Origin of the sequence: Sphingobium sp. B7D2B (assembly GCF_025961895.1) — a bacterium.
Classification (GTDB): domain Bacteria; phylum Pseudomonadota; class Alphaproteobacteria; order Sphingomonadales; family Sphingomonadaceae; genus Sphingobium.
The window spans coordinates 898,985-923,403 of record NZ_JAOQOM010000001.1; the positions used below are offsets into that span (position 1 = coordinate 898,985).

General features: G+C 64.2%; 20 protein-coding genes and 1 tRNA gene. 8 read left to right on the forward strand and 13 right to left on the reverse strand.

What is annotated here, in order from left to right:
• Positions 1-8 precede the first annotated feature (8 nt).
• From M2341_RS03975 to M2341_RS03995, 5 genes are all read right to left on the reverse strand, one after another.
• Complete coding sequence (locus M2341_RS03975) at positions 9-1,598, reverse strand: flavin monoamine oxidase family protein (protein ID WP_264584302.1); 1,590 nt, start codon at positions 1,596-1,598, stop codon at positions 9-11.
• Positions 1,599-1,636: 38 nt separating this feature from the next.
• Complete coding sequence (locus tag M2341_RS03980) at positions 1,637-2,074, reverse strand: c-type cytochrome (RefSeq protein WP_264584303.1); 438 nt, start codon at positions 2,072-2,074, stop codon at positions 1,637-1,639.
• Between the two features lie 4 nt (positions 2,075-2,078).
• Positions 2,079-3,668: a flavin monoamine oxidase family protein gene (locus tag M2341_RS03985; RefSeq protein WP_264584304.1), complete on the reverse strand. Its 1,590-nt coding sequence runs from the start codon at positions 3,666-3,668 to the stop codon at positions 2,079-2,081.
• 73 nt (positions 3,669-3,741) lie between these two features.
• Complete coding sequence (locus tag M2341_RS03990) at positions 3,742-4,236, reverse strand: Rid family hydrolase (RefSeq protein ID WP_264584305.1); 495 nt, start codon at positions 4,234-4,236, stop codon at positions 3,742-3,744.
• 53 nt (positions 4,237-4,289) lie between these two features.
• On the reverse strand, positions 4,290-6,944 hold the full coding sequence (locus M2341_RS03995) for a TonB-dependent receptor plug domain-containing protein (protein ID WP_264584306.1): 2,655 nt from the start codon (positions 6,942-6,944) through the stop codon (positions 4,290-4,292).
• 242 nt (positions 6,945-7,186) lie between these two features.
• Between M2341_RS03995 and M2341_RS04000 the strand changes: the two genes are divergently transcribed.
• Positions 7,187-7,810: a RidA family protein gene (locus tag M2341_RS04000; protein WP_264572071.1), complete on the forward strand. Its 624-nt coding sequence runs from the start codon at positions 7,187-7,189 to the stop codon at positions 7,808-7,810.
• On the opposite strand, the gene M2341_RS04005 is transcribed toward M2341_RS04000, so the two are convergent.
• The 8 genes from M2341_RS04005 to trpD form a co-directional block, all read right to left on the reverse strand.
• Complete coding sequence (locus M2341_RS04005; RefSeq protein WP_181558759.1) at positions 7,769-8,698, reverse strand: DNA-binding response regulator; 930 nt, start codon at positions 8,696-8,698, stop codon at positions 7,769-7,771. The genes M2341_RS04000 and M2341_RS04005 overlap by 42 nt on opposite strands.
• A gap of 1 nt (position 8,699) precedes the next feature.
• Positions 8,700-10,394, reverse strand: a complete 1,695-nt coding sequence (locus M2341_RS04010) for a hybrid sensor histidine kinase/response regulator (protein WP_264584307.1) — start codon at positions 10,392-10,394, stop codon at positions 8,700-8,702.
• A gap of 223 nt (positions 10,395-10,617) precedes the next feature.
• Positions 10,618-11,073, reverse strand: coding sequence for a c-type cytochrome (locus M2341_RS04015; protein ID WP_264584308.1), 456 nt, complete (start codon positions 11,071-11,073; stop codon positions 10,618-10,620).
• A gap of 3 nt (positions 11,074-11,076) precedes the next feature.
• Positions 11,077-12,342 (reverse strand): FAD-dependent oxidoreductase, encoded by a 1,266-nt coding sequence (locus M2341_RS04020; protein WP_264584309.1) that lies wholly within the window; start codon positions 12,340-12,342, stop codon positions 11,077-11,079.
• A gap of 83 nt (positions 12,343-12,425) precedes the next feature.
• A complete protein-coding gene (gene glp / locus M2341_RS04025) occupies positions 12,426-13,631 on the reverse strand; it encodes a gephyrin-like molybdotransferase Glp (protein ID WP_264584310.1) in 1,206 nt (401 codons plus the stop codon).
• 21 nt (positions 13,632-13,652) lie between these two features.
• Positions 13,653-14,120, reverse strand: coding sequence for a cyclic pyranopterin monophosphate synthase MoaC (moaC, locus tag M2341_RS04030; RefSeq protein ID WP_264576514.1), 468 nt, complete (start codon positions 14,118-14,120; stop codon positions 13,653-13,655).
• The gene (trpC, locus tag M2341_RS04035; protein WP_264584311.1) at positions 14,117-14,905 is read right to left on the reverse strand and encodes an indole-3-glycerol phosphate synthase TrpC; all 789 of its coding nucleotides are present in this window, start codon (positions 14,903-14,905) and stop codon (positions 14,117-14,119) included. Before trpC ends, moaC begins: the two co-directional genes overlap by 4 nt.
• Complete coding sequence (gene trpD / locus M2341_RS04040; protein WP_264584312.1) at positions 14,902-15,894, reverse strand: anthranilate phosphoribosyltransferase; 993 nt, start codon at positions 15,892-15,894, stop codon at positions 14,902-14,904. Before trpD ends, trpC begins: the two co-directional genes overlap by 4 nt.
• Before the next feature lie 179 nt (positions 15,895-16,073).
• On the opposite strand from trpD, the gene M2341_RS04045 reads away from it, so the two are divergent.
• The 7 genes from M2341_RS04045 to M2341_RS04075 all read left to right on the forward strand — a co-directional run bounded on the left by M2341_RS04045 (position 16,074) and on the right by M2341_RS04075 (position 24,408).
• Positions 16,074-16,147, forward strand: a tRNA-Gly gene (locus M2341_RS04045).
• Positions 16,148-16,410: 263 nt separating this feature from the next.
• Entirely contained in the window at positions 16,411-18,399 is a 1,989-nt protein-coding gene (locus M2341_RS04050) for a BCCT family transporter (protein ID WP_413715212.1), read from the forward strand.
• Positions 18,400-18,723: 324 nt separating this feature from the next.
• Positions 18,724-20,865, forward strand: coding sequence for a putative bifunctional diguanylate cyclase/phosphodiesterase (locus tag M2341_RS04055; RefSeq protein WP_264584313.1), 2,142 nt, complete (start codon positions 18,724-18,726; stop codon positions 20,863-20,865).
• Positions 20,866-21,155: 290 nt separating this feature from the next.
• Positions 21,156-21,914: a histidine phosphatase family protein gene (locus M2341_RS04060; RefSeq protein ID WP_264584314.1), complete on the forward strand. Its 759-nt coding sequence runs from the start codon at positions 21,156-21,158 to the stop codon at positions 21,912-21,914.
• Positions 21,911-22,804 (forward strand): NAD(P)H-hydrate dehydratase, encoded by an 894-nt coding sequence (locus M2341_RS04065; protein ID WP_264584315.1) that lies wholly within the window; start codon positions 21,911-21,913, stop codon positions 22,802-22,804. Before M2341_RS04060 ends, M2341_RS04065 begins: the two co-directional genes overlap by 4 nt.
• Before the next feature lie 30 nt (positions 22,805-22,834).
• Complete coding sequence (locus M2341_RS04070) at positions 22,835-23,464, forward strand: hemerythrin domain-containing protein (RefSeq protein WP_264584316.1); 630 nt, start codon at positions 22,835-22,837, stop codon at positions 23,462-23,464.
• 2 nt (positions 23,465-23,466) lie between these two features.
• Positions 23,467-24,408 (forward strand): NAD(P)/FAD-dependent oxidoreductase, encoded by a 942-nt coding sequence (locus M2341_RS04075; protein WP_264584317.1) that lies wholly within the window; start codon positions 23,467-23,469, stop codon positions 24,406-24,408.
• The last annotated feature ends 11 nt before the right edge of the window (positions 24,409-24,419 follow it).

The following is a 24,419-nucleotide window of genomic DNA, read 5'->3' on the forward strand; positions in this document are numbered from 1 at the left end:
AGTTTCTATCAGCCAGCCACTGCTTTTTTGTGCAGTCGCTCAATGGCATCCAGCGAGGAGAGCAGAGCGCCCTCCATCCAGCAGCCATAATAAGACGCATGCTCGCCCGCGAGGACGATGCGGCCATCCATGGCGACCAGATTCTGGTAGTGCTGCGCGCGCGCCGCCTCCGACCAGGTGGCGCAGCATCCCATGATCCACGGCGTGCGGCTCCAGGCGAGGGAGACGCCGTTCATGAACTGCTTGCGATAGTCTTCGGGGTGGAACACCGATCCTTGCGCTAGCGCGGTTTCGATGCGCTGCTGCGGCGTCATGCCTGCCAGCGCATAGCCGCCGGCGCCGCCCGCAAAGGCCCCGAGCAGCACTGCCGGCTTGTCCGCGAAGAAGTCGAAGTTCGGGTAAGAGATCAGCGAAATCTGCTGGTCGGTGAAGCTGTGGCCACCATAGATCGCGTCCTTCTCCTCCCAGAAGCGGCTGCGCATCTCCAGGCCCATCTTCACCGAGTTGGAGTAGGGCACGGCGGCGATGGCTGCCTTGAGCGGGGCGCTCGCCTGCAACTCGAGCTGATTGAGCACGCCCAGCGGAATTGTGCAGACGCAATAATCCGCCTTCGCCTCGTTCATGGCGCTGGAGGTCAGGTCCTGCCAGGAGACGGTGACGCCTTTCTCGCCCTGCGCGATCTTCGTCACCTTGGCATTGTAGGTGATCAGGTCGCCGACCTGCTTGGCAAAGCCCTTGCCGATCATGTCCATGCCGCCCTTGGGCTGGAACATCGTCGTCTGCATCACATTGGTGAAGAAGAAGCTCATTTGCTGCCACACGCCGGAATCCAGCACATCGCCCAGATCGTTGATCTTGGAGGGCGTCGGCGCGCCGTTGACGCCGCCGCCGGGCGCGCGATCATAGCCGCGCTGGCCAGAGGTACGCAGGCCGCTGGTGTAATTCAGGTCGCCATCGAGCAGGCCCCATTCGCGCAAGGCCTCGACCAGCTTCTCCTTGTCCTCCTTGGTGACCTTCTGATCGAGCGCGCCGGCGTTGAGCGCCTTGCCGAGCAGTTCGGAGACGTGGCCCTTATAATCGACGGCCAGTTCCTTGTAGCGCTGGGGCTTGCCGCCGAACGCCTTGCTGTTGTGGACCCAGGCATTGTGATTGAGCTGGATGAACGGCTCCAGCTCGACACCAAAGGCCTTGGTGTAATGGAGCAGGGTGCGGTGATGGTGCGGGATGCGCCACGGGCCGGGGTTCAGATAATTGCCCGGCTGGAATTCGCAGGTCTGTGTCGTGCCGCCGACCTCGACCACCTTGTCGCCACCGCGGATCGAGTAGTTCCGCCCGCCGGGGCGGTTCTGATATTCGAGGATCTGCACGGCATAGCCGGCCTTGCGTAGCTCATAGGCGGCAAGCATGCCGGCAAGGCCTGCGCCGAGGACCAGCACCTTCGCCCCTTTGGGCGCGCCGGAGAGCTTGGGCGGGCCTGTGAACTGGGTTTCAGCCGCATGGCCAAAGGCGGTCATGGCCTGATACATGGCCATGGCGCCGCCCGCCTTGCCAATCATCGCCAGCAGGTCACGCCGTGTCGGAGCCGTAAATTCGGTCATGCTCATGTCCCCCAAAAGTGCCGGGCCGTCCCCACGGCTCAGCACGTGCTGCAATCGCGCGTCGACGATCCGTTCGCGGCGATGACGCGCTTGACGTCGGCGGCCGTGACGGGATCGGGATAATTGTTGAAATGGCTGCGCGCGTAGGTCGCGACGGCGGCCATCTGCTCGGGCGTGAGCATGTCCGTGAACCAGGGCATGCCGCCGCGCCCCTTGACCAGGATCGTGGCGATGAAGTCCTTGTCGGCGAGGTTGGCGTTGCCCGCGATGGCCGGGATCGCCGCGCCCGCGCCGGCGCCGCCCTTGCCATCCGCCATGTGGCAGGCCTGGCAGATCATCTCATAGACCTCCTTGCCCTCATTGGAGATGTCCACGCTGGTCGGCCCGCCGCCCGGCGCATCCTGCGCGCGGACAGCCACTGTGGCGGCGAGGAGAGCGGCCGCCAGAGCGAGCGCGGCGGCGGTTTTGAGGGTCATGGCGTCAGGCTCCGGTGGCGCGCTGGTGGATGCGGGTGATGGCGTCGAGCGCGGAGAGGAGCGAACCCTCCATCCAGCCGCCGTAATAAGAGGCATGTTCGCCCGCGAGGACGATGCGGCCATCCATCGCGACGAGGTTCTGGTAATGCGCGGCGCGGGCGTCGTCCGACCAGCGCGAGGTGCAGCCCAGAATCCAGGGCAGGCGGCTCCAGGCCACCGAGGTGCCGTTCATGAACTCCTTGCGATAGGCGGCCGGGTGGAACACCGAGCCCTGCGCCAGCGCCATCTCGATGCGCTGGGCGGGCGTCATGCCGGCAAGCTGGAACCCGCCGGCATCACGGGCGAAGGCGCCGAGCAGCACGGCCGGGCCGTTGCCGAACATCCTGTCATTGGGATAGGAGATCAGCCCGATGGTCTGATCGGTGAAGCTGTGGCCGCCATAGATGGCGTCGTCTTCTTCCCAGAAGCGGCGGCGCATCTCCAGGCCGATCTTCACCTGCCCGCTATAGGGCACGGCGCGCATCGCGGCCTTGAGTGGCGCACCCACCTGCATGTCGAGCTGGCTGAGCACGGGGAGGGGGATGGTGTTCACGCACCAGTCCGCGCTGCTCTGGCCGGTCTTGCCGCTGGGAGTATCCTGCCAATAAGCGGTGACGCCCTTGTCGTCCTGCGTGATGCGGGTGACCTTGGTGTTGAGCTGGACCACCGGGCCGACGGCGCGGGCGAAGGCCTTGCCGATCATGTCCATGCCGCCCTTGGGCTGGAACATGGTGGTCTGCATCACATTGTTGAAGAAGAAGCTCATATGCGCCCAGATGTCGGACGAGAGCACGTCGGACAGGCTGTTGATCTTCGAGGGTGTGGGCGCGCCGTTGACGCCGCCGCCCGGCGCGCGATCATAGCCGCGCTGTCCGGAGACCCGCAGGCTGCTGGTGAAATTGAGGTCGCCGTCGAGCAGGCCAAAATCGCGCAGGGATTCGAGCAGCTTTTCCTGATCTTCCTTGGTCACCGCGTCATTCAGCGCGCCTGCGTTGAGCGCCTTGCCGAGCAGGTCCGAGACATGGCCTTTGAAATCGACCGCCAGCTCCTTGTAGCGTTGCGGCTTGCCGCCGAACGCCTTGCTGTTGTGGACGAACGCATTGTGATCGAGCTGGATGAACGGCTCCATCGCCACGCCCAGCGTCTTGCAATAATGCAGGAGCGAGCGGTGATGGTGCGGAATGCGCCACGGGCCGGGATTGAGGTAATTGCCGGGCTGAAAGGCGCAGGTCTGCGAGACGCCGCCGACTTCCACGACCTTGTCGCCACCGCGCACCGAGTAGTTCCGCCCGCCAGGGCGATCCTGATATTCGAGTATCTCGACGGCATAGCCCGCGCGCTGCAACTCATAGGCGGCGACCAGACCGGCGAGGCCGGCACCGAGGATCAGCACCTTCTTGCCCTTGGGCGCGCCGGTGAGCTGGGGCGGGCCGGTGAATTGCGATTCCGCCGCATGGCCCAGCGCTGTCATCGCCTGATAGAGCGCGACCGTGCCGCCGACCTTGCCGATCATCGCCAGCATATCCCGCCGGGTCGGCCGCAGTGATGTCGTCATCCTTGCTTGTCCTTTGATGCCGGTGCCCGGTGGAAAAGGGAGGCGCGATCCCCCGATGCGCCTCCCTCGACCCTCACGGCATTTTCGCCGCGATGGCCTCGATCTCCACGTACATGGTGGGGCGGCCCAGCGCGGCGACCTGGATGGTCGAGCGCGTGGGCTTGTTGGGCTGTTCCGCCGTGCCGAAGAAGGTGCGGAACACCTCATTCATCCCGGCTGAGTCCATGCGGCCTCCCGTCTCCGGGGTGCCGACGAGGAACACCGTCATCTTGACGATGTCGCCCATGGAAAAGCCCTTGGCTTCCAGCGATGCCTTCATCTTGGTGAGGATGCTGAGCGTCTGCGCTTTGGTATCGCCCAGATCTTCCGGCTTGGCCGGATCGACCGGCGACGGCGTGGTGCCGGAGACGAACATGATGTTCGCGCCCGCCGGCACGAAGGCCAGCGAGGCGATGGGGGAGTTCGGCGCGCCATAGGTGCGCTCGACGGTCTGCGCGCCGGCGGCCGAGGGGAGCGCTGCAAGCAGCGCTCCTGACAACATGGCGGCGGTAATGCCGGTCTTCTTCAATGTCATTCTCCTCGTCCAGATACTGTTGGTGTAAAATGGCTCGTCTTGTTCGATCAGAACTTGAGCGTCAGGCGGGCGTAGTAATATCCGCCGTTCGACCCGTAGGGACCGAAGGTGTAGGGCGCGTTGAACGTGCCGCCGTTGTTGATGTAGGGCGAGACACCGGTCGTCGGCCACGTCGCGGGATCGTAGTTTCCAACGAGCGCCGGCACTTCCGGCATCTTGTCGAACAGGTTGTTCGCGCCGATCGCGAGGTTGGCGAACTTGGTGATCTCGTAGCTAAACTCCAGATCGACGATCGCGGCCGGCGCCACCTCGGCATTGTAGTAACGTTGGTTGTTCGACAGCAGGATCGGCGCGGGCAGGGCAGCGATGCCACGGCTCGCATTGCCGTTGGCCGATGTGCTGTTGGGCTGCACGAACTGATTGGTCTTGCTGTAGTAATTCACGCGGGCATTGGCGGTGAACTTGCCGCTGGTGAACAGGGCGCTGAAATTGCCCTTGAAGGCCGGGCTGGCCTTTTCGATGATCTGCTCGGAGGTCGGGCCGAACAGGGTGCCCAGCTTGTTCTTCGTGACCTTGGTGAGGTTGTAGTTGCCGCCGATCGAGAAATCGATGTTACCGAAGGGCAGATCGACCGGATAACGCGCGGCGAGTTCCAGGCCCATCGTCCGGGTATCGATACCGTTGGTGAAGGTCTGGATCGCGAGCGAACCGTTCGTCCGCACGGTCGGATCGAGCTGCTTGCCGCTGGCATTGATGGCGTTGATCACGAGGTCATAGGGCGTCAGGCCATTGATGAGCGCGGCCGGCGTGTCGATACCGACACGTTGCGGCGGCGACGTCAGGTTGACGAACTGCTGGCCGGTGATGCTGCCCGAGGACACGATGCGGTCCTTGATCTTGATGAGATAGCCATCCAGCGTAATCGTCAAGCGCGAGATCGGGCGGAGCACGATACCGGCAGAGAAGTTGACCGACTTTTCCGGACTGAGCGCGCCGAACCCGGCGCTGGCCGATCCCGGCGAACTGGGCGCAAGTTGCAGCGTGGCAGAGGTCGGCCCGACGTTCGTGGCCGAGTAGCCGGATTCCTGCAGCGAAGGTGCGCGGAAGCCCGTGCTGGCCGTCCCGCGGATCGCGAAGGCCGGCGAGAAGTCGTAGCGCGTCGTGATCTTGCCGATCGTCGTGTCGCCGAAGTCGCTGTAATGCTCATAGCGGCCGGCGACATCCACGGTCCAGTCGGGCACCGGGTTGACGGCGACGTCGATATAAGCCGCCTTGGCGTTGCGCGAGAGTGTGCCGGCATCGCTGAGAGCATAGCCGGGGAAGGACTGGCCACCCTCGACATAGCGCGACAGCGCGTCGCCAGCGCCAATGGCGTAGGTTTCCTTGCGATATTCCGCACCGATGGCGAAATTCAGCGGATCCTCGAAGCCCACGTCGAACTCCTTGCGAAGATCGAGGGTGCCGACGAACTGGGTGAACTTGAAGCTGCCGTCATAGAAGTCGGACGGCGACTGGCCGGTCGCGACAAACAGCGACGCGTTGGCCGAATTGGTGGTGTAGACCTTCGCGACGTCTTCCGAATAGCTGCCGGCCAGATCCCAGTCCCAGCCGCTGATCTCGCCGCGCAGGCCGGTGGTGAACTGGAATTCGTCCTGCTTCACCTCGATATGCGGGACGAGGCCGGTCTGGGCGCTGGTGCCGAAGCAGTTGGTCGGGTCCGTGGTGGTCGCGGTGCCGGCGGTGGTGCGGCACAGGCGGGTCGGATGGCGATAGCCCTGCAGGGCGTCACCATGACGATAGGAGATATTGCCGAACGAGTAGAGCTCGACGCCACCGAAATCATAGCCGAAATTGTAGAAGCCGAGCGTCAGCTGGGATGCCGGCTGGCCGCCGTTGATCCCGGCGGTGCAATTTTTGGCATTGCAGGCGTCGAGCAGCGGCTTGAAGGCTGCTGATACGTTGGTGACGGTGGTGCCGTCATAGTTCCGCACCGAGAACTGACCGTCGCCGACCGTTGTCCAGTCATTGCGACGATGGAAGAGCGACAGGTCAAGGAAGCCGCTCTCGCCGATCGGCATGCCGAAATTGCCGCTCGCGCTGTAGGTCGTGCCTTCGCCGTCATAATATTGGCCGGCGTTGAACTTCACCGCGCCGCCATAAGTGTCCGACTTGAGGATGATGTTGATGACGCCGGCAATGGCGTCCGAACCATATTGCGCGGCGGCGCCGTCCTGCAGCACCTCGATGCGCTGAACGATGTCCGGCGGAATCAGGTCGATGCTCGGCGCGGCGGAACCGCCGAAGGCGCCGTTGATGACCTGCAGGATGGAGTTGCCGTGGCGGCGCTTGCCGTTGACCAGCACCAGCGTGTGGTTGGGGCTGAGGCCGCGCAGGCGGGCCGAAAGCGAGAAGCTCGCCATGTCGGTGCCCTGCGTCTGCGCCTGGAAGCTCGGCACGAGCTGGGTGAGGGCCTGGTTGAGGTTGGGCTGGCCCACCTTTTCCAGTGCGGAGGAGCTCAGCAACTGGATCGGCGCGGCGCTCTCTGCGGCCATCATGCCAGTGGAACGGGTGCCGGTAACGATGATCTCGCCGCCATCGGCCGGCGGCTCCTGCGGCGTTTCGGCCGTTTGCGCCACGGCTGCGGCGGGAATGGCTGCGCTCGTAAGGAGCAATAGGGCAGCAATATTTCTGCGCGTGATCATGAAGACGTCCCCCTTGTTCTCGTGGTGCGCTCTCCTTTTTGTCTGTCTTTTCGGCGGGTTATGGTTGTTGCGCCGAGCGTCCCGCGTCGCCCTGTGATATGCTCTTTTGCGCCTGGCTAGCTGATCGGACTGGTCGGGATTCGGACATACGCATTTTGTCGTATGGTGGCGGAGGGGGGGTATTCGTAGCTAACATCACTATGATTAGACGCGCTTATTCGGCTCGCCGCGACCTGGGTCGCATGTCTCTCAAGGCCATGTTGGCCAAGACCGTTCTGGCAGGTGCCGCCGCGCTGCTGCTGACTGCGGCACCCGCTCAGGCAGAGGTTACGCGGATCAAGGGCAATCCCAACGCGATCATTCTCGATGGCGTACGCGTCGGCGAAGGCATGGAGACGTTCTACCTCTCCGGCCAACTGCCGTCCCCGGTCGATCCCGCCAAGCCGATGAGCGAGGTCAAGACGCTGGAGGAGATGGGCGACACCAAGGCCCAGACGATCAGCACCCTCAACAAGATCAAGAGCCTGCTCGAGGCGCAGGGCTATAAGATGTCCGATCTGGTGAAGCTGTCGCTGTTCGTCGCGGCGGACCCGCGCACCGGCAAGATGGACTTCGCCGGCGTTAACGAGGGGTTCCGTCAGTTCTTCGGCACGCAGGCTAATCCCAACACCGTTGCGCGCTCCACTTTCCAGGTCGCCGCGCTTGTCGGCCCGCTCTACCTGATCGAGATCGAGGCCATCGCGGTGCGCAAGTCCAGCGGCGCGTCGCCGGAGGCCTCGTACATGCGGCCGCCGCGGCTTCCCCCCGCCCTGCGCAAGAAGTCGCTACTGGCCCAACATGCGGATCGCGACAGCCGCCGCGGCTGAGCGGGTCTCCACACCCAGCTTGTCGAAAATTCGTTCCAGATGCTTGGTGACGGTGCGCGGGCTGATCTCCAGCACATCGCTGATCACCCGGTTGGGCTTGCCATAGCTCACCCATAGCAGCACCTCGGCCTCGCGCCGGGTGAGCGGCAGGCGCTCCTGCAGACGGTCGAGATCCTGCTCGGGATTGAGCTCATTAAGGCGGATCAGCACTTCATCCTCCCGATAATGGGCGATGACCTGCATCTCCAGCTCGCCCTGGCCCTTGGTCTGTCGCACGCGCACGGCATTGCCGGCGACGCCCTCATCCTTGGTCAGCAGCTTCTCGATCTGGTTGCGGATTTCTTCCGGCAGCGCGGATTCGCTCCGCAGCCAGCCGGGTGAGACGCGCGAGATGGCCTGTTCCGCGCGCGGGGTGCACCACAAGAGACTGCCGCGCGCATCGGTGGCCAGGATCAGCCGGTCGGTCGCATCGAGACTGGCGACGCTGGCATGGACGGCACGCCCCTGGGCCATATGCACGCGCACGCGGGCCAGCAGCTCCTGCAGGTCGACGGGCTTGCGGACATAATCCACGCCGCCGACCTCGAAGGCCTCGACGACATGCTCGCTCTCCGTCAAGCCGGTCATGAAGATGATCGGGATGCTGGCGAGCTGGGGATTGGCCTTGATCTTCTGTGTGGTCTCGAACCCGTCCATGCCGGGCATCACCGCATCCATCAGGATGAGGTCGGGCATGATGTTGCCCAGCTGCGCCAGCGCCACATGGCCGGAGGTCGCGACCAGCACGGAAATCTCGGCTGTCTCCAGCGCGGCGGTGAGCATCCGCAGCGTGTCCGGCTCGTCATCGACGATCAGGACGGTGTCCGAATGTCCGGGAATGCCAATCATGTCAGTAATCCTGTAAGAGGCGCGCCATGGCGGTCAGATCGTATCGGTCGAGGTGCTGGTAAAGCTGGCGAACGAGCGGCTTGGCGGCGGGTGAGGCGCGCTCCAGCTGCTTGATCTCGGTTTCGATCCCGCGAATGTGCCCGATCCGCAGGCATTCCTGCATCCGGGCGATTTGCTTGCGGGCGGTGTCGTCGAGCGCAACCGGCGCTGGTTGCAGGGCGGACGGTGTATCCGGCCCGGCGCTGCCGACATCTGGCGCATCGTCCTGCCAGCGCCACGTCAGTTGCAGCAAATCGCCAATCGCGCCGACGAGCGATTCAAATTCCACCGGCTTGACGAGAAAACGATCGTGCTGCGGACTGTCATGCTCCGGCCGGTGCAGTTCCTCGCTATTGGCCGAGAGCATGAGGATTTGCAGCCGGTCGCCGAACATCGCGCGCAACTCACAGCCGATCTCCCAGCCGGATAGCCCCGGCAGGCTGATGTCCAGAATGGCGAGGTCCGGCGGCGTCTCGCGCGCGGCAAGCAGCGCTTGTTCCCCATCGGGCCGCGCCTCGACCTGAAAGCCGAGCCCGCGCAGCAACTGCTCGAGGAAGTGGCGCTGGTCGGCATCGTCCTCCACCAGCAGGACATGGCGGAGCTTGCCCTCATAGCCGGTCAGCTTGCGCATGGGCGCCGAAGAGAGGGCCTTGCCGGCGACCTCGCTCAGCATCATCACGATGCGGAAGCAACTGCCGCCTTCCGGCGTGCTGACCAAATCTAGCTGGCCGCCGAGAATCTCCACCAGCGTGCGCGAGATGGCGAGGCCGAGGCCGGCGCCGGACTCCCGCCCCTCGCCGCGCTCGAATGGCTCGAAGATGCGCTGCAGGTCTTCCGGCGCGATGCCCGGGCCGGTGTCCTTCACCTCAAAGGTGGCGATCTGCCCGGCATAACCCACTTTGAGCATCACGCTGCCTTGCTGGGTGAACTTGATCGCATTGGAGAGCAGGTTGATCAGCACCTGGCGCAGCCGGTTCTGGTCGAAGCGGGCGATCTCCGGCAGGCGGCCGGTCTTTTCCAGCGTGAACGTGAGGCCCTTGGCGTGAGCGGCGGGGCGCATCATCGAGACGATATGGTCGAGGAAGCTGTTGAGGCGCACCTCTTCGGTGCGCACGCGCAGCATCCCGAATTCGAGCTGCGAGATATCCAGCAAGCCCTCGACCAGATTGGTCAGATGCTCCGAGCAGCGCAGGATGACCCGCGCCGCCTCCTGCGCGTTGACCCCATCGCCCCGCTCGAACAGCTGCGCATAGCCATAGATGGCATTGAGCGGCGAGCGGATCTCGTGACTGACGCTGGCAAGGTAGCGGCTTTTGGCGAGGTTCGCGCTGATCGCACTCTGCCGTGCCGTCTCCAGTTCACTGACCAGATGCTGGGCGCGGATCGTGTAGGCCGCCGCTTCCCGCCAGCGGCGAATGCCGAGCAGCAGCAGGAAGCTCAGCGCCAGAAGATCGAGGATGGTGAGCGTTTCCAGCAGCAGCCGATCTTCGTTGTCCGACACCATGTGCAGGCCGACGAAAATCCCCCCAAAGGCCAGCCCGAGAAGCCCGAGCTTGACGAGGTGGGCGAGCCGGGGCGGTTGCGTCTCCAGCACGCCGGCGGCATCGATCTTCTCGATGGGAGCGGTGTCCCTGCGATGAAGATCCTGCCGCGTCATGGTCAGCCGATCTGCCGGTGACGCGGGCGGTGGCGACGCAGCGTCCTGAAGCCGGGACAATCCGACTCCAACGGCGATCGACCTTGGTTCACGCGCGCACGGTTCATTTGATGAATGGTGCATTGCAAAAAGGACAAACTCAAAGCCTCGCAGGCGCGCAAGGCATTTTCCTGGAATCTGTGGCAAATTTGCTGCAGTGCGTCATAAAGAAAAAGGGCTGTGCCTATTGTGTTCTGGGCACAGCCCTGGCGGTGAGCTTGAGATCTGCGGGTTGGACGGTGATCCGCGCGAGAGCGCCGGTCTCGCTGGGCAACGCAGCGCTTCCGGCCGGCAGGCCATTGGCCTGCAGCAGAAAGGCGATGATGTTCGTCGTGTCGTCCGGCGTCAGCGAGCCGGGCGCGAATTGCGGCATGGCCCGGCCGACATAATCATGCAGATTGGAGAGCGGGGCATTGCTCCAATGGGCCATGAACCGATCGCCAAGGCCGGGAATCTCGAACGTGCCTTCCAGCGCCCGGCCGTGGCACATGGCGCAGCGCGTGGCGTAGAGGCGGGCGCCAGCCTCGGCCTGCGCGGCCGTATAGACGCCGTCTCGCGTGGTGGCTGAAGGTGGCGTGGCGGCGATCGCGGCGAGGGCGGTCAGGGCAGCGGCCAGGAGCGGGGCGGTGCGCAGCAGCATCGGTCAGCCCTGTGCCTGGAAGCCGGGCGCGAAGACGGGCGCCATGATCTCCAGACCTTTCTCGATGTCGGCGAAATTGGGCAATTCCATACTGTCGCCCACGCCCAGCATCTCGCCCACATCTGGGTTATTGTTCATCACGACGATCCCGTCGCGCTTGGAGGTGAGCGAAACATTGCGATAGCGCACGCTGTAAAAGGCGTCCGGTTGCGGCACGAGCCAGCCGGTCTGGCCGCGCACCGGGATGATGGTCTTGTCCTGCCACAGGTCGCGGGCGGCATAGCCCGTGCAGTTGATCACGACCTTCTGGGGCAGTGCCGCATAGTCCGCCGGGCGAGCGAAGTCGCGCATCACGAACTGCCCGCCGCGCTCGAAGAACTCGCCGAGCATGACATGGGCATAGCTGGCGAAGTTGAAGATCATCTGCGAACTGCGCCGCACATGGGGTTGCGGGAAGGGGTTCTCCTCGGCGCTCAGCGGCTGCGCCTGCGGCACGATGTCCCGAATGCGTTCGCTATAATGGCCGAACTCGGAATTCTGCTGTGGCCGCCCACTCGTCGCGAAGCTCTGCGTGATTGCAGGGTCGGCTGGCCACTCCCGCCGGGTGATCGGTGTATCCGAAAGCTGGTAGGAATCGCCGAACTCCACCGGATGGCCAGGCAGACCGAGATAGGTGCGAAAGGCCTTCCACGAGAAGCGGGCCATGCGTTCCCACAGATCGCCAAAGGCGGTGCCGGCCGGCTCCGCCAAGGCGATGCGGCTATCGGGCGTGAACGATCCGCTGGCGCGGAACGAGCGGGTCTGCTGGATGGATTCGCGTGCATAAAGCGTGACCTTGAGGCCGGCGCGCTGCGCCATCACCGCCGTCGTCAGGCCGATAATCCCGCACCCCACCACCGCAATCTCGCGCGGCAGCACGGAGAGCGCCTTGCCGACCGCGATGTCGGCCGATCCCCAGGAGAGTGACCAGCCGCTGCCGCCATGGCCATAATTATGGATGACGAGGGCATCGCCCACCGTCTCTACGTCCAGATTCGGCCCGGCGGCGCGCAGCGGGCGGATGCAGCATTTCACGTCGATCAATTGGTCGCGGCTGATGCGGATGGGAACGAGTGCGGTTCGGCGGCTTGGTGCACGCAAAGTCGCGGGACGGGAACCGGAGGCTGGCGCGCAGGCCTGCAGCCCCAGCATGGCTGCGGCGCCGATCGTTCCTGTGAGCATGGCCCGGCGTTCGACGCCCAGCTGCCCCTCTTGCCGAAATTCTGCCATGCGACCCCCATTTGAGACGCAGACTGTAGGGCGCGAGGGGAGGGCAGCAATTGCCCAGAATACGTATTGAGTGCTGGAAAGGCTCAGTCCGCGCCGAGGCCGAGCGCGGCCCAGTCGAGCAGCTCTGTTTCTTCTCCAGCGCGCGCGGCCGGCGCGCCTTCGGGCCGGACGATCAGCGCATTGGCCTGCGCGGCGGCATGCATCGCGCCGCTATCCTGGAAAGCCAGCGGCGTGGCCATGCCCGCGCCGTCGACCACCGCGCGCATGAACAGCCTGCGCTTGCCGCCCGGGGGGAGGTCTGCGCCGAGCCGAACCGTGCGGCTCTTGGGCAGCACATCCGTTCCGCCGGCAAGACGCCGAATGAGCGGCAGCAGGAACAGCGCGCCGGTGACCATCGCCGAGACCGGGTTGCCGGGCAGGCCGAGCAGGGTCTGCTGCCCGATGCGCGCCACGATCAGCGGCTTGCCGGGCTGCATGGCGATCCGCCAGAAATCGATGCTGCCGCCTGCCGCCTCCAGCGCCGGGCGCACCAGATCGTGATCGCCCACGGACGCTCCGCCGGAGGTGACGATGACATCCGCCGCAGCCGCATCGCGCAGCGCGGCGGTTAGCGCATCCAGATCGTCCGGCACGATCCGCTCGCTGGTGACCACGCCGCCCGCGCCGCCAATCATGGCGCGCAACATTGCGCCGTTGGATGCCGGGAGTTTGCCGGGCGGGCAGGGCGCGCCGGGCGGGACGAGCTCGTCGCCGGTGGAGAGGATCGCGACCCTCGGCTGGCGATGCACCGTCAGCGTTTCGTGGCCCGCGAGCGCCGTCAGGCCGATTTGCGGCGGGCCGATCCGTAGGCCGGCGGGCAGCAACGTATCGCCCTGCGCAAAATCGCTGGCACGCGGGCGGACATGCCGCCCCGCACCACCCGGTCCGTCGCCGGTCAGGCGAATGGACAGGCCATCGGCGGCGATATCTTCCTGCACCACCACCGTATCCGCGCCGGGCGGCAGCGGTGCGCCGGTGAAGATCCGCATCGCTTCGCCCGCGCCGATGGCCTGAGCCGAAGGAACGCTCCCCGCCGCGCTTTCGCCTACCAGGCGCCAGGGACCGGGAAGATCGGCATGACGGATCGCATAGCCATCCATGGCGGAGAGGGCCGTCCAGGGCTGGTCGCGGACTGCTGTCAGCGGCGCGGCCAGCCATCTGCCGTTCGCCTCAGCCAATGGAACCGCTTCGGGCGCCAGCGGGGTGGCGAGGGCGAGTAGCCGCTGCTGTGCGTCATCGACAGAGATCATGGCCGCGCCGCCGCCATGATCTCAGGCGGTCCAGTCGCCGGACTTGCCGCCCGCCTTGGCCGTCACGTGAATGTCGCGCATGACCATGTGCTTATCCACGGCCTTGAGCATGTCGTAGAGTGTCAGCAGTGCGGCGGAGACGGCGGTCAGCGCTTCCATCTCCACGCCGGTCTTTCCGGATGTGCGCACGGTCGCCGTGGCGGTGGCGCCGCCCGCATCCAGCGCAAGGTCCAGGGTCAGGCCGGTGAGCGGCAGGGGATGGCAGAGCGGAATGATGTCGCTGGTGCGTTTGGCGGCCATGATGCCGGCGATGCGCGCGGCGGCGAACACATCGCCCTTGGCGGCAGTGCCGTCCGCAATCGCGGCGCGAGCTGCTTCATTCATGTCGATCCTACCGGTCGCGCTGGCGGTGCGGCTGGTGTCGGCCTTGGCCGTTACATCCACCATGCGCGCGGCGCCCGCCTCGTCGGTATGGCTGAGGCCGCTCATGCGCCGATCAGCGCGCGGGTCGCCGCCTCGACATCATCCTGCCGCATGAGCGATTCGCCGACCAGGAAGCAGCGCACGCCATGCTCCGCCATGGCATCAAGGTCCGCCTTCGAGCCAAGACCGGACTCCGCGACGAAGGTGCAGCCCTCCGGCGCGCTGCCGACCAGCTCATAGGTGCGGGCGAAATCGACCGAGAAATCCTTGAGGTTGCGGTTGTTCACGCCAATCAGCCGCGAGCGCAGCGTCAGCGCCCGCTCCAGCTCGGCGGCATCATGCACCTCCACCAGCGCATCCATGCCGAGGCCAAGCGCGGCATCCTCAATCTCCTGCATCTGCGCATCGGAGAGGGCCGCGACAATGATGAGCACGGCATCGGCGCCGATCGCCCGGCTCTCCAGCACCTGCCAGGGATCGACCATGAAGTCCTTGCGGATTACCGGCAGCGAGACGGCGGCGCGCGCCGCGATGAGATAATCCTCATGGCCCTGGAAATAGGGCGCGTCGGTCAGCACCGAAAGACAGGCCGCGCCGCCCGCCTGATAGGCGCGGGCATGGGCCGGCGGATCGAAGTCGGCGCGGATCAGCCCCTTGGACGGCGAGGCCTTCTTGACCTCGGCGATGAGGCCATAGCCCCCCGCCGCTACCTTGGCATCGAGCGCGCGACGGAAGCCGCGCGGCGGGGTCTGGGAAGCGGCCATGGCCTGCACGTCAGCGAGTGACGTCGCCTGCTTGCGGGCGGCGACCTCGTCCCGCTTGGTGGCGCAGATTTCATCGAGCTTGTTCATGCGTAGGCGATCCAGCAGTCGAGCAGGGTGTTGGCAAGGCCGCGGTCGAGGGCTTCGGTGGCTTCCTCGACCCCTTCGGTCAGCGTTTCGGCCTTGCCGGCGACGATCAGCGCCGCAGCGGCATTGAAGAGCACGGCATCGCGATAAGGGCCGGCCTCGCCCAGCAGCAGCGCCCGCAGTTTCGCGGCATTATAGGCCGGGTCGCCGCCCTTGATCGCGTCGATAGGGTGTGTCGGCAGCCCCGCATCGGCGGCGCTGATCCGTCGCATCGCAACGATGCCGTCGCTCGTCACATCGGCCACGTCATTGCCGCCGGCGAGCGAGAGTTCGTCCAGCCCCTCATCGCCGGAAATCACCATCGCCCGTTCGGTGCCCAGCTCGGCCAGCGCCTGTGCATAGATCGGCACATAGGCCGGGCGCGCAATGCCGATGAGCTGGCGGCTGACGCCGGCCGGATTGGCGAGCGGCCCCATCAGGTTGAAGATGGTCCGCCGGCCCAGCGCCTTGCGGATCGGCGCGATCCGCGCGAGCGAGGGATGATGCTTTTGCGCAAAGAGGAAGCAGATGCCGAGGTCTGCCAGCGTGCGCTCGGCGGTTTCTGCCGCGCGGTCGAGGTCCAGCCCCAGCGCCTCAAGCGTATCGGCGGCGCCGGCCTTGGAGGACGCAGCGCGATTGCCATGCTTGGCCACCGGCGCGCCGCAGGCGGCAACGACGAGGCTGACGGCGGTCGAGATGTTGAGTGTGTGATGGCCATCGCCACCGGTGCCGCACACGTCGATAGCCCCCGCCGGCGCCTGCACGGGAATGAGGCGCGCACGCATCTCCTGCGCGGCGGCGGCAATCTCGGTCGCGGTCTCTCCCCGGTCGGAGAGGGCGACCAGAAAGGCGGCGATTGCTTCGTCCTCCACCGTGCCATCCAGAATGGCGGCGAAGGCGCGCGCGGCGTCCTCCGGCGAGAGAGGGCTGGCAGGATCGGGCAAGCTGTTCATTGCCGATCCTTTGCAATCTGCGGCGCGCAAAGTCGAGCGTCGATCAATGCTCTGCCGCCGAAGGATCGCGATGCGAAGCTGTTGACGCTGCCGGGCCTATCGTGGCAATGGCTCCAACGCATCGCCACTGAGCGGTCGTCCCGGCTGAGTGCCGGTGAGGATCGGCGAACGGTCGATGAGCGGGTATAGCTCAATGGTAGAGCACTAGCCTTCCAAGCTTGTGATGCGGGTTCGATCCCCGCTACCCGCTCCAGCCTTTTCCGCCATTTTTACGCTTCGTCACGGGATTGTTTTGCTCCTCCGCTCGCTGGCGCGCAGGTGCTTCGATTGGACGACCACCCACATCGGGCGGCATCTCCGTGGTCAGTTCTTCCGCCAGCGGACATGCGCAGAAGATTTTGCGCTATAAGGTTACGCCGGTGACGTGGTCGCGGCCCCTTGGGAGCCATATGCAACCGACCGCGCTTCGCCTCGTTCCCTTTCCTGAACAGAGTTCCGGCTGCATGGGGGGAAGAGGTGAGCGAGCAATCGTTTGATGATGCGCCGGAAGGCACGACAAAGCGGCGGATTGAGATCAATCCTACCGTGTTCTTCGTCTCGGCCGGCCTCATTCTCGCCTTTGTGTTGTTTGGAGCAATCGCTCCTGATGTTGCCGGCCGGCTATTCGCCGCTGCGCAGGCGCTCATCGTGGCGGACTTCGGCTGGTTCTACATCGCATCGGTGGCCGGCTTTCTCGTGTTCGCCCTGTTTTTGATGTTCAGCCGCTATGGCGACGTCAAACTTGGGGCCGACGACAGCGAGCCAGACTACAGCTATCCTTCATGGTTCGCGATGCTGTTCAGCGCGGGGATGGGGATCGGGCTGATCTTCTTCGGCGTCGCCGAGCCCATCCAGCATTACGCCTTGCCGCCGGTCGGCGAAGGTCGCACGATCGAATCCGCCCGTCAGGCGATGGTCCTTACCTTCTTCCACTGGGGGCTGCACGCCTGGGCAATCTATATCGTCGTCGGCCTGGCGCTTGCCTATTTCGCCTTTCGTCGCGGTCTGCCGCTTACCATCCGCTCGGCGCTCTACCCGCTGATCGGGGAGCGGATCTATGGTCCTATCGGCCACGCGGTCGACATCTTCGCCGTGCTGGGCACCATGTTCGGTGTGGCGACTTCGCTCGGTCTGGGCGTGCTGCAGGTGAATGCCGGCTTTAGCTATCTGTTCGGTCTGCCGAGCAATACGGTCATCCAGCTGGTCCTGATTGCCGCCATCACGGGGTTGGCGACGCTGTCGGTTGTCATGGGGCTGGATCGAGGCGTGAAGCGCCTGTCGGAACTGAACATCATTCTGGCCGCCCTTTTGCTGGTCTTCGTGCTCGTGACAGGGTCGACGGTGTTTCTGCTTCAGGCCTTCGTCCAGAATGTGGGGACGTATCTCAGCGACGTCGTGCAGCGCACCTTCCGCCTGTACGCCTACGAGCCTAATCCGTGGTTGGGTAGCTGGACGCTGTTCTACTGGGGCTGGTGGATCGCATGGTCGCCATTTGTCGGCATGTTCATCGCGCGCATCTCGCGCGGGCGCACAATCCGTCAGTTTGTTGGCGGCGTTCTGCTCGTCCCGGCATTGTTCACCTTCCTCTGGATGACCGTATTCGGCAACACGGCGATCGCGCTTGATCTGAGCGGCGCAGCCCACATCGCCGATACGGTCGCTAACAACCTCCCGGTCGCCTTGTTCGAGACGCTTGAGCAGCTCCCGCTTTCCACCATTGTTTCAGGCATCGCGACGCTTCTCATCATCACGTTCTTCGTAACGTCGGCGGATTCCGGTGCGTTGGTCATGGATATGATCACGTCCGGCGCAGCGAAAGATCCTCCGGTCTGGCAGCGCGTCTTCTGGGCGGTCTGCGCCGGCGGTGTCGCGGCGGTGCTGCTGGTCGCCGGTGGGCTTCAGGCGCTTCAAACCGCGGCGATCGCCAGCGCGTTGCCCTTCGCTGTGGTCATGGTGTTCATTTGCTATGGCCTGTTGCGAGCGCTTCAAACCGAGAGCCAGGAAGCGATGGACCTGTCTACTGCGGGTGATGCCACGGGCGCAGAAACCGCCCTCACATGGCAGCAGCGCCTCGCAACCATCACCCGGTTTCACGATCGAGACGAAGTCCTTACTTTTCTAGCCGACATTGCCCAGCCGGCCCTCGCGGCCGTGGCGGCGCAGATGCGAGACAGCGGCATTTCCGCGCGCCTCATGCAGGAGGCCGACCATGTGGGACTCACCATCCCGCATGGCGATCGCGGCGACTTCGATTACACCGTCCGTGCGCGCGGGTTTCGCGTGGCGAGTTTTGTCTGGGCCGAGCCGCGAAAGATCCAGGAGCGAGAGCGCCTACATTATCGCGCCGTGGCGCACTCTTCCGACGGCGGGCAGCCTCATGACGTGACCGGCTATACCGACGAGCAACTGATCAACGATCTGCTTAATCGCTATTCCCGCTTCCGTCACAGCCGGCGGATGTCGTGATGCGATCAGCGGCAGTCAGCAGAAGGTAAAGGGTAGAGCTCGTCTGAAATGTAGTCGTAAGACGCAAACGGCATTTGGCCTCAGAGAACATTTCATCCGATTGCAAGCTCGGGTGAGGGAGACTTGAAGGGAGCGTGGTCGTCGTCCGCACACTTTCTCCGACGGAATTTTGTTAGCGTGGTCCTGCTGAGATACGGGCCATCCTGAGCGAAAAAGCCGCTAGCTTTCCTCCATCCGAAATGCGGTGAATGGAGAATCTTTATTAACGTCTTGGTACGACCTGCGGCCCAAAGGTGATGAAAACAGTCACATCAGCAAAGGCCTATGTCACTCATTCAACGCGTGCCTGCTCGCTATCTCTGGCCTGTGCTACTGCTTCTCGGGTTGTGCTTCGGAAGCATTCTAGGGCTCATTTTAGTCACGACCTCCGCGCAGGATCGGCTTGAGGCAGTACGCGAGACGCGGACGCTGGAAGCTGCCCTCGCGACAAGCGTCTCCATGGTGGAGCATGATCTTCAGGACTACGCGAAATGGGATGACGCAGTGCGCCACATTTCGTACGACTTCAGCGCGGCGTGGATCGACGACAACATCACGGCTTACCTCGGTAAAACCCAGAATTATGACCATGTCTTCGTCATCGGTCCTGACGGGGGGACCCGCTACGCCTTCAGCAACGGGAACCGATCCTCATCTAAACTTGCCGAGATACTGGGTCCGTCAATTCAGACGGCGATGGCAAAAGTGCGTGCTATGGATGATCGTGGCACGCCAATCGTCAGCGGCTTTGCCCGCGAGAAACGTCAGGTTTTCGTCTACTCGGTTGCTGCCGTTGTTCCCTTGACCAACAAAGTGTCGGCGCCTGCGGGTGAGAGGCACCTGCTCGTCATAGCCGAGCGTTTTGATGCGAGCCATCTCGCCAGTATCCGTGCCAAGCACCATCTCCCCGCCCTAGCGCTAAACCTGGCACGGCCAGCCCCGTCGAGCGCCGCGCTAGTCCTGCGAGATATGGATGGTAACCAGATCGCATCCGTTGAGGTCGCGTTCGAGACCCCTGGCACACAATTTCGTCGCGAGGTCATCCCCGGGTTTGCCGGCATCATGGTCGTCGCGGTTATCGCTGCGCTTTTTATCCTGCGGCAGGGGGGGCAGTCCATTGCAGCATTGACAGCCAGCCAAGCCAGAACTCAGCATTTGGCGAACCACGATCCTTTAACGGAGCTTCCTAATCGCCGCGTCCTCCTCGGTCGGCTCAACGAGGCGATTGCGACCGGTAATCATTTCGTTCTGCTTTACATGGACCTGGATGGCTTCAAAGGCGTGAACGATCTTTATGGCCATGGCGCAGGAGACGCCCTGCTGCGGGAGGTGGCATCCCGGCTCGCAGCGGCCGCGCCGGCGCATTCGCTGATTGCTCGCACGGGCGGCGACGAGTTTGCAATATTGTGCCAGCTTGATGTCGATGGCCCGGGATGTTCGCTCGCCGAACGCATCATCGCCTCCTTTCAGACGACGGTTCCGGTCGCCGGCGCCAATATTCTCATCGGAATATCCGTTGGCGTCGTGACGTCTTCTTCAGATGCTCTCGTCGATATCGACGAGCTGATGCGCCGTGCGGACGTTGCAATGTACAATGCCAAAGCCAGGGGGAAGAACCGCTGGAGCGACTTCACCCTCGAACTGGACGAAGAACATCTCGTGCGGAAGCGTCTTGAACAGGACCTGCGCATTGCAATCGCGGAAAATCGAATTGAACTGGCCTATCAGCCGATTGTTCTAGCGGAATCCGGCGCCATTGTTGGGCTTGAAGCCCTGGCGCGATGGACCCATCCCACCGAAGGTCCAATTCCCCCAGATGTCTTCATTCCGCTTGCCGAAATGACTGGCCTAATCGGCTCCTTGGGAGGGCAGGTGCTCCGCAGGGCCTGCATCGACATCAAGCCTCTCGGCATCGACCTCTCGGTCAACCTCTCGCCCGCGCAGTTTTGGGATGCACATCTTGCTGACCAGATCAGCGCAATCCTTGCCGACACAGGCTTTCCAGCTGACCGGCTCGAACTCGAGATCACTGAAAGCTATTTGCTGGGTCGGCCACAGGCCGCTGCGGCAATCATGGCCGATCTGCGGACCTTGGGCATCCGGCTCGCTTTGGACGACTTTGGAACTGGCTTCGCAAGTATTGGTTACCTCCAATCCTTCAAATTTGACCGGCTGAAAATAGATAAGCTCTTCGTGAAAGAAGCCATGGGCTGTGCGTCAGGTCGCGATTTGTTGGTCGCCATTGTAGCGCTGGCCCAAGCGCTGGGTCTTAGGATCACGGCAGAAGGCGTAGAGACAGAAGATCAAGCGGCCCTCGCCCGGGCCGCAGGATGCCACTGGCTGCAAGGCTGGCTGTTCGGCCGCCCGATGCCACTCTCCCAGTTACTCCAAGAAAGCAATCTAAGGCGCGGGACTCAGAAAAGATGATTCTCGATTGCAGCCGCTGAACGAGAATGAAGTGGGTGGAGTGGCCCCTCCTGCCAACCCAGCGATAATGTAAACCCCAATCTTTTGGCCTTCGGAGCCGTTATTGGTTCGGCTTCAACAACCGACCGGTGTGTTGAGTGTAGCACCCAGCTTAGACAGCAAGGGGCGCAAGCGAACAACTGGAGCGCGTTGAATCGCTGGCGCCGCCGGGGTGGTCGCTGTCCGCGCCTCACGCTCATGGGGATCGAATTAAGCGCCAGAAACGTTCCGCGATGATCAGCGGAGGCAGTATGCATTGGCCAGAACAGTTGATTATCGTGCGCCACGGGCAAAGCGCGGGGAATGTCGCCCGCGACGCTGCGCACGAGGCAGCGCACGACCGGATCGCCCTGACCTCGCGGGATGCCGACGTGCCGCTGAGCGACCTCGGAACGGCGCAGGCGCGCGCGCTGGGCCTGTGGTTCTGCGAGCAGCCGGCCGAGCATCGGCCACAGATTCTCTTATCTTCTCCCTATCTCCGTGCCTTTCAGACCGCAGAGCTTTTCCGCGAGGCGGGCGGGACCGACCGGCAGGAGCCGATCTGCTTTGACGAGCGCCTGCGTGAGAAGGAGTTCGGCATTCTCGATGGCCTCACCACGCCCGGCGTGGCGAACATCTTCCCCGATCAGGCGGAGTTTCGGCGCCTGCTGGGGAAATTCTATCACCGCCCGCCCGGGGGCGAGAGCTGGTGCGATGTCATCCTGCGGTTGCGGTCGGTCCTCGATACCATCTCGCTTCATTATGCCGGAAAGCGGGTGATGATCTTCACGCATCAGGTGGTGGTCCTCTGCATGCGCTACATCATCGAGAGCCTCGATGAGCGAGGCATCTTGGCCATCGACCGGGAAGGGGACGTGGCCAATTGCGCCATCACCGACTATCTGTTCGATCCGTCGGCGGGCCGGGATGGCGGGCTCAAGCTCCACCGCTACAATGTGACAGCGCCGATGCAGAACCACGCGACCCCGGTCACCAGCGAACCTGACGCGATCACGGGGCGGCGCGGATGATGCCGACCCTCGACCGCGCCTGGCTCGAAGCCCATCCGCTGCCGCCGATCGCGGCGCTGGGCGATAAGGACGCGCGGGGCCGGGTTCTCCTGGTCGGCGGCGCGGAGTTCGTGCCGGGCGCGCTCAGGCTCACCGGCGAAGCGGCACTGCGCGCGGGAGCCGGCAAGCTCCAGATGGCGACCGTGCGATCCGCCGCGATGGCGCTCGCGGTCCTGGTGCCCGAGGCCGCGATGATCGCCCTGCCCGCAGATGAGGATGGCGAGATCGCGCTCGAGGCGGTTGCGTTGCTGCAGGAACGCCTCGCGCGCTGTGACACGCTCATCCTCGGGCCGGGGATGTCCGCGGGGGATCGCACCGAGCAGTTTGTCGCCGCGCTTCTCGGCACGCCAAAACCGGGCCAGACGATCATCCTCGATGCCGCTGCCCTCACCTGCGCGCGGAAGCTCGAGAAACTGGTGGCGGCGCATGAGGGGCGGGTCATCCTGACGCCACACCATCGGGAAATGAGCTTTCTGACCGGGCAGGACATCGACGTGATCCGCAAAGACCCGCGCGGCGCGGCGCTGCGTGTGGCGCGCGCCTTCAACGCGGTCGTCGTCCTGAAGAGCGCCCAAACCCTCATTGCATCGCCAAAGGAAGATGAGCCCTTGCTGTTCGAGGGCGGCAGCATCGGTCTTGCCACGGGCGGGTCGGGCGATGTGTTGGCCGGTCTGATCGGCGGCCTTGCCGCGCGCGGCGCCGATCCTTTGCGAGCGGCGGCCTGGGGTGTCTTCGTCCATGGCGCGGCGGGCGCCGGCGTTGCCAGCCAGATTGCCGAAGTCGGATTTCTCGCGCGCGATCTTCTGCCGGTCATTCCCGGGCTGATCGCTAGCCTGGAACCGGAGCGATGAACGACGGTAATCGTATTGCCAAAGGTTAATATGGGCGGCGCGGCGGGGTCCGCGGCGTCGTTCGGTGGTTGTTCTGCGAAGGGGCGCGCGCCTGCGCCCCCAGGATGGAGAAACGACATGGCCACGACCAAGACTGCCGCAAAGCCCAAAGCGAAACCCGCATCGAAGAAGCCCGCCTCGAAGACGGCGCGCAAGACCCAGCGGGCGGCGGCAAAGCCCGCCGACGCGATCAAATTGCTCAAGGACGACCACAAGGAGGTGAAGGGCTTTTTCGACCAATATGCTGATCTCGAAGACGATGCCGAGAAGCAGGCGCTGGCTGACAAGATCTGCCTCGCTCTGACGGTTCATGCGCAGATTGAAGAAGAAATCTTCTATCCCGCCGCGCGCGAGGCCATCGACGATGATGACCTGCTCGACGAAGCCGAAGTGGAACATGCCAGCGCCAAGCAACTCATCGCCGAGATCCAGGCCATGAAGGCGGGTGACCGCCTGTTCGACGCCAAGGTGACGGTGCTCGGCGAATATGTTGAGCACCATGTCGAGGAAGAGGAGCAGGAGATGTTTGCGGAAAGCCGCGAGAGCGAACTCGACCTCAAGGCCCTGGGCGCCGAGCTCGCGGCCCGCAAGGCCGAGTTGATGGCGCAGGCCGGCAAATAAGCATGGCCGTCCAGGAGCCGGCCGACCTTTCGGCCGAACGGCTGGACTGCCTGATCGTCGGCGGCGGCCCTGCGGGGCTGACCGCCGCGATCTATCTCGCACGCTTTCATCTGACGGTCTGCGTCATAGACGGCGGACAGAGTCGGGCCGCCTTGATCCCGCTCACCCGCAATCATGCCGGGTTTCCGGAGGGCGTCTCCGGGGTCGATTTGCTTGCACGGATGCGTCGACAGGCAGTCCTCTACGGCGCGCGCCTGCAGGACGGGATCGTCGACAGCTTGGCTCACGATGGCAGCCAGTTCATCGCGCAGACGGGTAGCCGAAGCCTCGCTGCGCGGACCGTCCTGCTCGCCACCGGCGTGGTCAATCGCCGCCCAACCATGATGGACGATCTATGCCATGATCGCGCGCTTGCGACCGGTCGGCTCCGCTATTGTCCGATCTGCGATGGCTATGAAGTCACGGACAAGGCGATCGCGGTGCTCGGAACGGGCGAGCGCGGCTATAATGAAGCCATGTTTCTCCGCGGCTATTCCGCCGATATCACGCTGGTCGCGCCTGAAGGGGGACATAGTCTGGAACCGGCGCAATGCGCGGGGCTGAAGGCAGCGGGCATTGGGATCGCCGGACAATGTACGTCCATCAGCTTGGTGGAAGACCAGATCGCGCTCGGAATCGAGAGCGAGACGCGCCGCTTCGACACGCTGTATCCGGCGCTGGGTTCTGACATCCGCTCGGAGCTTGCCGGGATGCTCGGCGCAAGTCGCACATCCGAGGGGTGTCTGATGGTCGACGCCCATCAGCGCACAGACATCCCCGGGCTTTATGCCGCTGGCGATGTCGTCCTCGGCCTCGACCAGATCAGCCACGCGATGGGGGAGGGCGGCGTCGCCGCGACCACGATCCGGAACGATCTGGCCAAGGTGGCGCCCATCCGTCGCTAGGTTGGCGCCGC